Genomic DNA, 12758 nt, shown 5'->3' with positions numbered 1-12758 from the left:
CATGGCAACGGAACGTAGAGGCAAAGAATTGCACCGCAGTTAATTTGGCTGCGTAAACACCGAGCGGATTGCGTGTATCGGCCCATGGTAAATCCAAGTTCGAAACAATCCGTTAAATTGTACGCATCTGACGCCGGCCTAGCGCGGCCGGTTTACCCGAAGTTATGACCGGCGTGGTCCAATGCCGCCCGCTCGGGCCGGCAAGAACAACCAGGACGACGAGACGGCATGTCCCTTTCCTTCGCCAACAGCATCGCGGTGCAAGGTCGCGCGCGTGCCCTGGTGCCGTTGTGCGTCGGCGCCGGCGCCTATCTGTTCTTCCTTTTTCTCGGCGACACGCTGCTTCAGGATTCCGACTCGTTCTGGCAGATCAAGATCGGGCAATGGATCCTCGATCACCGCGCCATGCCCATGATCGACTTCTATTCCTTCACGCGGACGGGCGCGCCGTGGATCTCGACGTCCTGGCTGTCGCAGGTCGCGTTCGCCTTCTCGCATGCACAATGGGGCTGGGCAGGCCCCGTCATCCTCACCGCGGCCGCCGTCGCGCTCACCGTCGCGATCCTCGTCTATCTGCTCGAAGTGCATATCGGAGCCCCGCGCGCGGTGCTGTTCGCGATGCTGGCGCTGCTGCTGTCGATTCACCACGTGCTGGCGCGCCCGCATATTCTCGCGCTGCCGGTGATGGTGGCGTGGGTCGGCTTGCTGATGGCGGCTGCGAGCCGCAGGAGCGCGCCGTCCTGGACCTGGCTGCCGCTGATGGCGCTGTGGGCGAACCTGCACGGCGGCTTCGTGCTCGGGCTCGCGCTGATCGGCCCGATCTCGCTCGAAGCGGTCGAGCATGCCGAGAAGGGACGGCGGCTCGCCCTGTTCATGCGCTGGGTGCTGTTCGGAATCGGGGCGCTGATCGCGAGCTGCTGCACGCCGTACGGCTGGCGAACGCTGCAGGGCGCGACCAACATCCTCAGCCTCGGCGAGCTGCTGACGCTGATCGTCGAATGGATGCCGGCGAACTTCGCCACGTTCACCCCGTTCGAAGGCGCCCTGCTCGCCCTGATCGCATTCGGTTATTATCGCGGCCTGGTGCTGTCGGCACCCCGGATCTTCCTGATCCTGTTCCTGACCTGGAGCGCGTTGAGCCACGTCAGGAGCATCGACGCATTTGCATTCCTGGTGCCGCTGGTGCTGGCAAAGCCGCTCGGCGAGATGTTCCCGCAGCCACAGCCAGAGGCCGCCGGTGCCGAAAGCTGGCCGGGCCGCTACGTCACGGCGCTCGGCGCACTGATGATCGTGGCGGCAAGCTGGACCTCGACCTCGCTCTATCTGGGGCACCACCGCTTCACCTTCACGATGACGCAGACGCCGGTTGCGGCGGTCGACCTGCTCGAGCAACGCAAGGTGCAGCGCGTCTTCAACGCCTACCAGTTCGGCGGCTATCTGATCTCGCGCAATATCCCTGTTTTCGTCGACGGCCGCGCCGAGCTCTACGGCGAGAAATTCATCATGGACTTCTTCAAGGCGACCGAGGGCAAGAAGCCCGAGCTGCTGCCACGCCTGCTCGACGAGCACAAGATCGATGCAACACTGCTGGGCGCGGATGCGCCGGGCCCGCAGATCCTCGACCAGCTCAAGGGCTGGAAGCGGATCTATGCGGACGACATCGCCGTGATCCACGTGCGCGACGCCGCAGACGGCGCGACCGCGGCGCCTTCGAAGTGACGAGCCGCTCCAGCGCGCGTCTTCGGCCTCAGCCACTTCATCAGATGGTTCCTTCCAGCAAGCCGATCCTGTCAGATCCGGCGCGTCCCGACCCGGACCGAGCCGTGGCGATGATCGTGCTTGCGATGCTGGCTGTGGTCTCGTTTGTTCCGGTGCTGCTGACGCCCATTCCGGCGATGGTCGATTATCCCAATCACCTCGCCCGCATGTCTGTTCTGAGCCAGAACGGCACCGCGGGTGCAAATCCGTACTACGAGGTGAGGTGGGCCTTCTATCCCAACCTCGGAATGGACCTGCTGGTCCCGCAGCTGGCGCGGTTGATGAGCGTCGAGAACGCGACGCGGCTGTTTCTGTTGCTGAGCCAATGCCTGATCGTCACCGGTGCGCTTCTGCTCGAATGGGTCAAGAAGGGACGCATCCATCTCGCCGGTTTCGCCGCGCTCGCTTTCCTCTATTGCCTGCCGTTCAGCTGGGGTTTCGTGAACTTCGAGTTCGGGCTCGGCCTCGCGCTCTGGGGCATCGCCGTCTATCTGATGCTGGCCGAAGGCCCCTGGCCGCTGCGCTTCATGGCCAATCTGATCTTCGTCGCCGCGCTCTATGTGGCGCATTTCTTTTCGCTCGGCATCTATGGCGCAACGCTCGGCCTTTTCGAGCTGTCGCGCATCCGCCAAGGGCGGGTCGCGTATCCCGTCGCGGCCGCGCGGCTGGGCGCGCTGGCCCTACCGGCGCTTGCGCTGCTTGCGATCATGCATGTCACGGCAGGCGCGATCGGAAGCCAAGGCAACGATTGGTTCCTCGCATTCAAGCCGGTCTGGCCGCTCCGCATCATGAACGGCTACAACCTGACGGCCGCGGCGGTGACCGGGCTGACCCTCATGACCGCGTTGCTGTTCGCCGCAAGGCGCGGCGTGCTCAGGCTCGAGCCCGCCGGGATCTGGATCGCGCTCGGTCTTGCGCTCCTGTACGTGGCCATTCCCTCGAGACTGTTCGGGACCTCTTTCGCCGACCTCCGCGTGTTTCCTGCTGCGGCGCTGATCCTGCCGGCGTTCTGCTCGCTGTCGCTGCCAAGCCGGGCTTGGCGGATGGCTGCACTCGCTGCGATCAGCGGCATCACGCTGATCAATCTCGCCGTTGTCTTCACGGTATGGCTGCCCTACCGCGCTGACTACGCGGCCATTGTCGAGTCGTTCCGCAAGGTCGAACGCGGCTCGCGCGTCCTCGTCAGCAATGCGGACGAAGCGGGCGACCCGCCCTTCGCCGATCTCACCGCGTATCCGATGTATTATGCGCCAACGCTGGCGGTGCACTATGCCAACGCGTTCGTGCCCAATCTCTTCACGGAGGCGGGCAAGCAGCCTGTTCGGGCCGTCGAGGCCGTGCGCCATCTTGCCACTCCGGATGGCGGATTGGTGTCCTCAGGCCTTCTCACCGCGATAGCAGCGGGCCGCCCGCCGGCGGACTCGCCGCGCTGTGTCCGCACCTGGTACCGGGATTTCGACTACCTCTATGTGCTGGGACCGCGGGCCGCAAACCCGCTGCCGGATCTGCTGGAACTATTGCAGACCTCGGATCGGTTCGTCCTCTATAGGATTCGCCGCAAGTCCTGAGAAAGGCGACCTTAACCACCTGCCCATAGACTTCCGCCCCTGCAACCCAGCTGGACTCCTTCGCATGGCGGCCAATTCCGGACCGATCCGCTACAGCCTCGTCATTCCCGTGTTCAACGAGGAAGCCGTACTGCCGATATTGTTACGCCGGCTCGACTTGCTGCTGTCCCGGCTCGACGGGCCGGCAGAGGCGATTTTCGTCGACGACGGCAGCAGCGATTCCAGCTCGATCGTGCTACAGGCACTCGCTGTGCGCGACTCCCGCTTTCGCTATATCGGCCTGTCGCGGAATTTCGGCCATCAAGTCGCCATCACCGCCGGCATGGACGCCGCGCAGGGTGACGCGATCATCGTCATGGACGCCGATTTGCAGGATCCGCCCGAAGTGATCGAGCAATTGATCGCGAAATGGCACGAAGGCAATGACGTCGTCCACGCCCGCCGCCTGTCGCGCGAGGGAGAGAGCCCATTCAAGCGCGCGACCGCACACCTGTTCTACCGGCTGCTCGGCAAGATGTCCTCCGTCGGCATCCCCGCCGACGTCGGCGACTTCCGCCTGATCGATCGCAAGGTGCTGGACGCGCTCAGGCAGATGCCGGAGCAGGATCGCTTCGTACGCGGCATGATCGCCTGGCTCGGCTTCCGCCAAGCCGAGGTCGCCTTCCATCGTCTCGAGCGCGCCGCGGGCGAGACCAAGTACCCCCTGTTCAAGATGATCCGACTCGCGGTGAACGCCGCGCTCGGCTTTTCCGATCTGCCCTTGCGCCTGGCGATCTGGTGCGGATTGACCGTCTCGGCATTCGCTCTGCTCTACGGCGGCTGGGTCGTCGTGATGTGGCTGAGCAACGACGCTCATCTCGTGACCGGCTGGTCCTCGACCATCGTCCTCCTCTCGCTGTTGTGTGGAATGAACATGCTGATGACGGGGATCGTGGGCCTTTACGTCGGCCGCATCCATGCCGAAGTAAAGCGCCGTCCACTGTACGTGGTCCAGAAGCGAGCCGGCTTCGATCGCAACGAGGCGGCGACCGTACCCGCCAAGCACGCAATCAACGAGTGATCCGCCGCAATCATCTCGGACGTGAGGCCAACACCTGGTCTTCGATGCCGCTGCCGAGCGGGCTTTACTGCATCTCCCGGCGCTTGTGGACGACCGCCACATCGTCGCTGTACACGCGCTGCCAGTGCGGCAGCCGGTCAAGCATCGCTGTGGCGGGCGTATTCGGTGCGAGCAGCGTGGCGCGGATCTTGTAGTCGTCGAGCAGCTTGAGAAAATCTCCGAGGTCAATCAGCGCCAGGGCGCGATTGTAGCGGTCGATGAACGGTCCGCCGAACAGTTCCGCGCGGCCGTCGATGAAGGTGGGAATGCCGGCAAAGACCAAATAGCCGCCGAAGGAATAATCGTTGAGCAGCGGCCCCGCCTTGGCGAGGTCGGCACGGGCGACCGCCGCCTCGGGGGTGATGAGGTGAACCGGCCGGATGTCGCGCGCCAGCGCCAAGCCACTCATCGCGGCCAAGATGCCGAATGCCGCCAGGTTCAAGCCGCGCGAGGAGCGGTCGGTCTCGTTCCCGCTCGGCCCGCCGAACCTCCGGGCCAGCGGGGCCGCGAGGTAGAGCGGCGCCAGCATGGCCAACAGATCCGCATTGCGCATCTGCGCCAGCGCGAAATGGAGCAAGCCGATCACCACCAGGGTCCGCACGACCGGCAGCGTGACGCCGCGCGAGAGCGCGAAGATGCCCCCCAGCAACAGCAGCTCGAAGCCGCCGATGCGGCTGAAATCCTGCGGCCGCCATTCCGCGATCCAGGCGAGCGCGGGACCGAGGCCGAGTGTCGTGATCGGCATCAGCAGCGGTTCCGGCCCATGCGGCGTCAGGCAGGATGCGGCGACGGCAAGCAGTGTGAATGGCACCCAGCGCAGCAGCACGCGTGGCCATTGGCTTCGCTCCTCGCGCAGCAGCGCCTCGAGCACCACGGGTCCAATCAAGCCAAGCGCCAACACTCCGCTGCCGTGCAGATTGCCCCACACGACCAGCAGCGGCAGGGCCCAGTATGGTGGCGGCCTGCCATGATCCATGCAACGCACCAGGGCAGCCGCCCAGATCACCATGATGGGCATCACGAGCACGTGTGGCCTCGCCAGCATGTGCGGCGCCGTCAGGATGACGGCCGCGATCACCATGACCAGCGTCTGGGTCGGCGACAGCTCGCGCAGCAGGAAGTATGTGAGCAGACCAAAGGCGAGTGCGATCGCCGCGGCCGCGACGACGACGACGCCGGACCAGCCGGACAGGACGTAGGCTCCGGCATAGATGACTTCCGACAGCCATTCGAACGTGATCCAGGGCGCGCCATGCTTCGAAAACGAAAATGGATCGCTCGTCGGCAGGGTCCCATGCGCCATGATCCAGCGCCCGAGCTCGACGTGAGAATAGCTGTCGGGATCTCCGAGCAGCTTCGGGCCGACAGCCAGCAACACAGCGTAGACGGCGAGCCCCACAGCCCAAGGGAGCACTGCACGCGCCGAAAACGGTTGAACCGCGCTGGAGACGACCTGATCAGTCATGGCGGGCCAAGCTAGGCCTTAATTGTTAAGGTGTTCTTTAATGTTTCACCGAACGCGCGTGCGGAAGCGAGAGAACCGCCATCGCAACGCCCGGGTCCTCCGCCGAAACGCCACGCGGGCGCTATCGCACGAGATCGATCAGGAGCAATGCGGCGCTTGTGAACAGTCCTGCGATCGGCACCCAAATGGGCACGAGGAACACGCCGGCGGGAGGCTTGGATTCTCTCGTCTTGATGCGAAGAAGCGCCAGGTTGACCAGGACGAAGATCCCGAGCGTCAGGCGTGAGGTCCATTCGGCCAATCCGGTCAAGGGAACGCCAAGGGAGAGGATCAGGATGGCGCCCACGCCGAAGAGGGTTGCAACCACCGGCGCGCCGCTTCTGGCGTTCACCCGGGCCAGAAAGGCCGGAAGGCTGCCTTGGTTCGCAAGCCCGTACAGCACACGTCCGATCATCAGCATGTGAACGATGATCCCGTTGACCGTCGCAACGATCGCAATGACGCTCAAGACCGAGAGGGGAAGACCGGTCAACCGCTGAAAGACAAGTGCAAGCGGAGCCGAGGCGTGCGCGAGCTCGGCCGGGGGCACCGCGACCACCGCAACCCAGACGACGATCATGTAGAGGAGCGCGGTCACGCCGAGGGTGATGAAGAGCGCCCAAGGCAACGTTTGGGACGGATTCTTCATTTCCTCGGAGATGTTCACGAGGTGCTCGAACCCGATGAACGCAAACACGGCGAGCAGCGACGTCTGTGCGATCCCGGTCCACGCTGCTTTATCGCTCAAGGGAGCCAACAGTTCGGGCAGCCGGGAGACCAGGGCGTCGCCCTCAAACAGCCCGGCTCCGACAATAAGGACCAATCCTCCGATCTCCACGACCGTCATCAAGCCGGCGAAGCTGATGGACTGAACCGCGGACAGGCAGGCGATCGCTCCCATCGCGAGCACGACGCCGGCGATGATCCAGCTGGCCGGCAGCGGCAGGAACACGCTGATGTAGCCGGCGCTCCCAACGGTGATGGTCGCGCCCGAAATCGTCGCTGCAGCCACCACGAGCAACCCTGTGGCACCGCTGAGCCATTTTCGATGAAACGCGGCCTGGACATAGGCGGCCTCGCTCGCCGCGACCGGCAGTCGCGTGCCCAGTTCGGCAAAGCTCCCGGCCGTCACGCCCATCACGACCGCGGCAGCGAGGAACGCCAGAGGTGCATGCATTCCGCTCCGGGCGGCGGCCGCGCCCACCAGGACGTAGATTCCGGCGCCGATCGTCACGCCGAGCCCGTAGAGGACCGCGTGCGTGAGCGTCAGCGATCTGACCAGTTTCGTAGACCCGAGCGGCGCCACCTCCTGCATCACCAGCCGTCAATGCGAAAACAGGATCGGCACCGGCGGCTTGGACAGCAGGCCCCTGGTCGCGCCGCCGAGCACGAATTCCCGCCACCTCGGCGTTCCGTATGCGCCCATCACGAGGACGTCGATGCCGTGGGATAGCACGTAAGATGCAAGGATCTCGTCGATCGGCTTGCCCTCGGCATCGATCTCGTCGCGCACAATCTCGATGCCATGACGAGCGAGGTTCTTCGCCAGTTCTCGGCCGGAATGTCTGGAATCCAGGGGCTTTTCATTGGTGACAGTCACGAGGCGCACACTTCTTGCGATTTCGAGCAAAGGAAGTGCGTCGGAAACCGCTCGCGCAGCGGTGCGGCTGAAGTCCCAAGCCACGCAGATGGCATCGAGCCGCAACGGACGCGACCGCGGGCCGGTGGGGAGGATCAGCGTCGGCCTGCCGGATTCGAAGATCACCTCCTCGGCGTATCCCAGATCATGGGAGTCCGGCACCGCCATGATCGTGAGATCGCGAAGCCTTGCATAGTCGACCAGCAGCGCGGCCTCGCTGGCGGTTGCACATTGCTCGAAGATGGTCTCATGCCGGACGCCGGATTTGTCGGCGGAGGCTTCGAATGCGGCAAGCAGGGCTTTCGCATTCCCGCGGCTCTTGGCGGCCTCGCGCGCAACAAGCGCGGGGATGTCCAGGATGACATCCCCGAGCAGGCTTGCGCGCACCTCCGCATGGACCTCGCAGGAAATGGCTGCGAGGTGCGCACCCAGGGCGGCGGCCACCGAGACGGCATCGTCGATCACCGAAACCGGCGTCGGCTCCGGATAGCTCGCCAGGGTCAACAGAACATCCTTGAAAGCCATGCGTGCCTCCTTTGACGAGGCGGAACCTAACGCCGTCGAGATGCTCCTTCTTGACCCACCGCAACCGATTCAGCCGGATGGCTGTGGCAAAACGGCCCAGGCTCGAACGATGCGCCGGAACAGAACGCTCTGGTTCGGCGGCGCCTGCCTTGTGGGAGGGGCCAGCGCAATGCCAGCTCGCGAAGACGCGCTCGGACAATAAAAAAACGCGGCGTTACCGCCGCGTTTTTCGATTCTCAGCTGCCGCTTAGAATTACGCCTGCGGCTGCGGCTCGAGGCCGGGATCCGGATCGGGACGCGGGCGCGGCTTGCCGGCCGGGGGCACGGCGGAGGCGCGCGGGGTGGTCGGCTCGAGCACCGACTCGCGGTTTGGCTTCTTGCCCTTGAGCAGGTCGACGATCTCATCGCCGGTTAGCGTCTCGAACTCGAGCAGGCCCTTGGCCAGCGTCTCGAGATCGGCGCGCTTCTCGGTGAGGATGCGGGTCGCCTCCTTGTAGCCTTCCTCGACCAGGCGCTTGATCTCGGAATCGATCTTCTGGACGGTGGCTTCGGAGGCGTTCTGCGTGCGCGATACCGACATGCCGAGGAAGACCTCGTCCTGGTTCTCGCCATAGGAGACGGTGCCGAGCTCTTCCGACAGGCCCCAGCGCGTCACCATCATGCGGGCCAAGCGCGTGGCCTGCTCGATGTCGGAGGCCGCACCCGAGGTCACCTTCTCGCGGCCGAAGATCAGCTCTTCGGCGACGCGGCCGCCCATCATGATGGCGAGGCGCGAGGTCATCTGCTCCAGCGACATCGACAGCTTGTCGCGCTCGGGCAGCTGCATGACCATGCCGAGCGCACGGCCGCGCGGGATGATGGTCGCCTTGTGGATCGGATCGGTCGCGGGCACGTTGAGGCCGACGATGGCGTGGCCGCCCTCGTGATAGGCCGTGAGCAGCTTCTCTTCCTCGGTCATGACGAGCGACTTGCGCTCGGCGCCCATCATCACCTTGTCCTTGGCCTCCTCGAACTCGGCCTGCGTCACCATCCGCTTGTTGCGGCGGGCGGCGGTCAAAGCGGCCTCGTTGACGAGGTTCATCAGGTCGGCGCCGGAGAAGCCCGGGGTGCCGCGCGCGATGGTCTTGAGATTGATATCGGGCGCCAGCGGAACTTTACGAACATGCACCTTCAGGATCTGCTCGCGGCCGACGACGTCGGGGTTCGGCACCACGACCTGACGGTCGAAGCGGCCCGGACGCAGCAGCGCGGGATCGAGCACGTCGGGACGGTTGGTGGCGGCGATCAGGATCACGCCCTCGTTGGCCTCGAAGCCGTCCATCTCGACGAGCAGCTGGTTCAGCGTCTGCTCGCGCTCGTCATTGCCGCCGCCGAGACCGGCGCCACGGTGACGACCGACGGCATCGATTTCGTCGATGAAGATGATGCAGGGCGCATTCTTCTTGGCCTGCTCGAACATGTCGCGGACGCGGCTCGCGCCGACGCCGACGAACATCTCGACGAAGTCGGAACCGGAGATGGTGAAGAACGGCACGTTGGCTTCGCCCGCGACCGCGCGCGCGATCAGGGTCTTACCGGTGCCGGGAGGGCCGACCAGCAGCACGCCGCGCGGAATGCGGCCGCCGAGGCGCTGGAATTTGCCGGGGTCGCGCAGGAACTCGACGATCTCCTGCAGGTCCTGCTTGGCCTCGTCGACGCCGGCGACGTCCTCGAAGGTGACGCGGCCATGGGCCTCCGTCAGCATCTTCGCACGCGACTTGCCGAAGCCCATCGCCTTGCCGGCGCCGCCCTGCATCTGCCGCGACAGGAAGATCCAGACGCCGATCAGCGCGATGAAGGGCAGCCAGGAGACTAAGAGCGAGACGAACCACGGCACGTTGTCGCCGGGCGGCTTCGCGGTGATCTGCACCTTGCTGTCATAGAGGCGCTTCACCAGCGTCGGGTCGTTCGGCGCGTAAGTCTGGAAGCTGGAGCCGTTGGTAAAGGTGCCGTGGATGTCCGGCCCCTGGATCACGACGTCGCGCACATTGCCGCGGTCAACTTCGCTCAGCAGCTGCGAGAAGGCGATGTCCTGCGAGGAGGCCCGCTGACCCGGATTCTGGAAGAGCGTGAACAACGCCAACAGCAGCAAGACAATGATGACCCAGAGGGCGAAATTGCGCAGATTGGCGTTCATCGATCTTCCTTCGTGGTCGCGCGGATCGCGGCCGTGATCCTTGGGCAGTTGATTTGGTCAATGCGAGGAAATCCCAAGGAATCCTCATCGTTAGACGGATACAATTTAGGTGCCGCCCCGGTCGCTGCCAAGGGAACGAGATGGGACTATTTATCCCATCTTAGCGCGATTCCCGCTGAAATCATGGCGTCCGAACCCGGGTTTTTCCTGCCTGGTTAAGGTGGCCTGACGGCACGGACGCGAATTGACCGGTGTCATGATCCGCTCTCGTCGCGCTCATCTGCCCTTGCGCCGCCGGGCCGGCGCCGGCGCGATCTGGATACGCCCGCCGGCAAGGCTGATCAAGGCTCCTGCGAGGGTCTGCTTCAGGACCGGCCGGCCATTTGCGGCCGCGCGGGGGCTGGCGATCGCCCGATCAAGGACGGACATCAGGGTTTCGACTTTGCCGAGTTCCGCCGGCCCCTCATGGCCGAGCGCGTCGATGGCCCGCAGCAGGAGCCGCAGCCGCACCTCCTCCGGCAGGGCCGCAAAGGCCGAGGCCTCGAAGCTCCTGACGCCCGCCTGCGGCGCATCGCCGCGAGCCCGCAGGCGGAGGAAGCGCTCGGCGCCGTCGGCGAGCACCTCGACCGCCGCATTGGCCCGCGCCAGCCTTGCCGCGAGCCGGGCCAGATTTCTGGCATCGCCGCCCTCGGCCGCGAGGAGCGGCAGCAGCGCGCGCAGCCGCGGCCGTGTGAAGGCGGTGTCGCGGTTAGTGGGATCCTCGGCAAAGCCGATCCTCGCCCGCCGCAAGGTCGCGATCAGCTGCGATTTCGGAACGTCGAGCAACGGACGCGCCAGCACGATTCCGTCGCGATCGGTGAATGGAGCCATGGCGGAGAGTCCGGCAAGTCCGCTGCCGCGGAACAGGCGCATCAACAGGGTCTCGGCCTGATCGTCGCGGGTGTGGGCTGTCAGGACATGGCTCGCGCCGGCGGCACGCGCGGCCTGTGCGAGCAGGCGATAGCGGGCCTCGCGCGCAGCGGCAGGCAGCCCCGTCTTCGGCTTTTCACCGCGCCAGCGCAGGGTCCGGTGCGGCAATCCGAGCGCTGCGGCGAGCCGCTTGACCTCGCGCGCCTCGCGGGCGGCCTCCGGGCGCAGGCCGTGATCAATCGTGACGACCGTGATTTGCGGGCCTCGCGCGAGGCTGCGCTGCCAGCGCGCCGCGAGCCACATCAGGGCAACCGAGTCGGGCCCGCCGGAGACCGCGAGCACCAGCGCGGGGGCATCTCTCAGGCCCGCGAAGAGCCGCCTCGCCTCGCGCGCCGAGATCGGTGAATCGTCGTCGTCTGACATGACGCTGCAATCATCCGCGGATGGATCGAATGTTTAGCGCAACGCCATCCGCTTTGTCAGCGGATCAGCACTTCACCCGCTTCTGCTCGCGATCGACGGTGGCTTTGACGCCGGCGGAGGCGCGGGGATATTTGCGGCCGATCTCGCCGAAGGCGGCGCAGGCGGCCTCCTTCTCCTTCAGCGCGGCGAGCGACTGGCCGAGCCGCAGCAGCGCATCCGGCGCCTTGGCCGATTTCTCGTATTTGGTCGTGACGGCGAGGAACGCTTCGGCGGAATCGCGATATTGCTGGCGCTGGAAATAGCTCTCGCCGAGCCAGTATTGCGCGTCGCCGACCAGCGGGTCGCTCGGAAATTTCTGCGTGAAGTTCTTCATGGTCTGCTCGGCCAGCGCGTAGTCCTTGCGCTGCATGTAGCCAATGCCGAGGTCGAACTCGTCGCGGGGCGTCGCCGACGGCGGCAGGGTGGCCAAAGCAGCGCCACCGGCCGGTGCGGGATAACCCGATTGTGCCGGCGGATAGCCGGGCTGCGCGGCCGGCGGCACACCTTGCTGGTAGCGCGGGCTGGTGTTGGCGAGATCGAGCGGCTCGCCCGCATTGCGGCCGCCGCCAGGCGTGACCGCCGGCATCGGCTGCTGCCCGCCGCCGAGTGCGCGCGGCGCGCCGGGTGCATTCGGGTTCTGGTTCGGGTCGAAGGCATCGCCGCGGCGGCGCGTGCCGGGTGCACCGGGCGCCGGCTGCTCCTGAACGATCGGTGCGGGCGCGGCGATCTGCGGCTGCTCGTAGCTCGGCTGCGCGGCCTGCTGTTGCGGGGGCTGGCGATATCCGGGCGCGACCTGCCCCGGTGCAATCTGGCTCGGTGCGATCTGCGCGGGCGGCATCGCCGCGACGTTGGGTGCCTGCCCGGGCGCCCCTTGCGCGCCGCCCTCGAGCGCCCGCAGGCGCTCTTCGAGCTGGCGGTTGCGATATTGCAGCTCCTCGTTCTGGCCGGTGAGCTGGCGCAGCCGGTTCTCCAGCCGCTCGATCCGCATCTCCGGGTCGGCATCATCCGACTGCCCGTAGACCGATTGCGCAAGCGCGGGCGAGCACAAGGAGAGCAGCGCGGCGGTCGCCGCGGTACCGGTAAAAGCCTTAAATCTGGATGACATCTTGCCCTGACGA

Annotated in this window: 9 protein-coding genes; 3 read left to right on the top strand and 6 right to left on the bottom strand. The window is 65.7% G+C overall.

Going from position 1 to position 12758, the window contains the following annotated elements; translation table 11 throughout:
- The first annotated feature begins 228 nt into the window (after positions 1–228).
- From ACVWYQ_RS29095 to ACVWYQ_RS29085, 3 genes are all read left to right on the top strand, one after another.
- On the top strand, positions 229–1719 hold the full coding sequence (locus ACVWYQ_RS29095; protein WP_404654931.1) for a hypothetical protein: 1491 nt from the start codon (positions 229–231) through the stop codon (positions 1717–1719).
- Between the two features lie 44 nt (positions 1720–1763).
- On the top strand, positions 1764–3326 hold the full coding sequence (locus tag ACVWYQ_RS29090) for a hypothetical protein (RefSeq protein ID WP_456726612.1): 1563 nt from the start codon (positions 1764–1766) through the stop codon (positions 3324–3326).
- Between the two features lie 64 nt (positions 3327–3390).
- The gene (locus ACVWYQ_RS29085) at positions 3391–4386 is read left to right on the top strand and encodes a glycosyltransferase family 2 protein (RefSeq protein WP_456726611.1); all 996 of its coding nucleotides are present in this window, start codon (positions 3391–3393) and stop codon (positions 4384–4386) included.
- 64 nt (positions 4387–4450) lie between these two features.
- On the opposite strand, the gene ACVWYQ_RS29080 is transcribed toward ACVWYQ_RS29085, so the two are convergent.
- From ACVWYQ_RS29080 to ybgF, 6 genes are all read right to left on the bottom strand, one after another.
- Positions 4451–5890 carry a hypothetical protein gene (locus ACVWYQ_RS29080; RefSeq protein ID WP_271542942.1) on the bottom strand — a complete coding sequence of 480 codons (1440 nt, stop codon included), beginning with the start codon at positions 5888–5890 and terminating at the stop codon, positions 4451–4453.
- A 121-nt stretch (positions 5891–6011) separates the two neighbouring features.
- Complete coding sequence (locus tag ACVWYQ_RS29075; protein WP_271542940.1) at positions 6012–7244, bottom strand: APC family permease; 1233 nt, start codon at positions 7242–7244, stop codon at positions 6012–6014.
- 9 nt (positions 7245–7253) lie between these two features.
- Positions 7254–8093 carry a universal stress protein gene (locus ACVWYQ_RS29070; RefSeq protein WP_271542938.1) on the bottom strand — a complete coding sequence of 280 codons (840 nt, stop codon included), beginning with the start codon at positions 8091–8093 and terminating at the stop codon, positions 7254–7256.
- A 253-nt stretch (positions 8094–8346) separates the two neighbouring features.
- Positions 8347–10269 carry an ATP-dependent zinc metalloprotease FtsH gene (gene ftsH / locus ACVWYQ_RS29065; protein ID WP_035998585.1) on the bottom strand — a complete coding sequence of 641 codons (1923 nt, stop codon included), beginning with the start codon at positions 10267–10269 and terminating at the stop codon, positions 8347–8349.
- A 276-nt stretch (positions 10270–10545) separates the two neighbouring features.
- Positions 10546–11601, bottom strand: a complete 1056-nt coding sequence (gene tilS, locus ACVWYQ_RS29060) for a tRNA lysidine(34) synthetase TilS (protein ID WP_271542935.1) — start codon at positions 11599–11601, stop codon at positions 10546–10548.
- 64 nt (positions 11602–11665) lie between these two features.
- Complete coding sequence (gene ybgF, locus ACVWYQ_RS29055; RefSeq protein ID WP_456726610.1) at positions 11666–12745, bottom strand: tol-pal system protein YbgF; 1080 nt, start codon at positions 12743–12745, stop codon at positions 11666–11668.
- Positions 12746–12758 lie beyond the last annotated feature (13 nt).

Source organism: Bradyrhizobium sp. USDA 3397 (assembly GCF_054060965.1).
The sequence above is the reverse complement of the archived record's forward strand: the minus strand, read 5'-3'. Positions and strand labels throughout refer to the sequence as shown.

Excerpts from the sequence above, each read along its gene's own strand:
- ACVWYQ_RS29085 (WP_456726611.1), top strand. The coding sequence starts at position 3,391 with ATGGCGGCCAATTCCGGACCGATCCGCTACAGCCTCGTCATTCCCGTG.
- tilS (WP_271542935.1), bottom strand. The coding sequence starts at position 11,601 with ATGTCAGACGACGACGATTCACCGATCTCGGCGCGCGAGGCGAGGCGG.
- ACVWYQ_RS29075 (WP_271542940.1), bottom strand. The coding sequence starts at position 7,244 with ATGCAGGAGGTGGCGCCGCTCGGGTCTACGAAACTGGTCAGATCGCTG.
- ACVWYQ_RS29080 (WP_271542942.1), bottom strand. The coding sequence starts at position 5,890 with ATGACTGATCAGGTCGTCTCCAGCGCGGTTCAACCGTTTTCGGCGCGT.
- ACVWYQ_RS29090 (WP_456726612.1), top strand. The coding sequence starts at position 1,764 with ATGGTTCCTTCCAGCAAGCCGATCCTGTCAGATCCGGCGCGTCCCGAC.
- ybgF (WP_456726610.1), bottom strand. The coding sequence starts at position 12,745 with ATGTCATCCAGATTTAAGGCTTTTACCGGTACCGCGGCGACCGCCGCG.
- ACVWYQ_RS29070 (WP_271542938.1), bottom strand. The coding sequence starts at position 8,093 with ATGGCTTTCAAGGATGTTCTGTTGACCCTGGCGAGCTATCCGGAGCCG.
- ftsH (WP_035998585.1), bottom strand. The coding sequence starts at position 10,269 with ATGAACGCCAATCTGCGCAATTTCGCCCTCTGGGTCATCATTGTCTTG.
- ACVWYQ_RS29095 (WP_404654931.1), top strand. The coding sequence starts at position 229 with ATGTCCCTTTCCTTCGCCAACAGCATCGCGGTGCAAGGTCGCGCGCGT.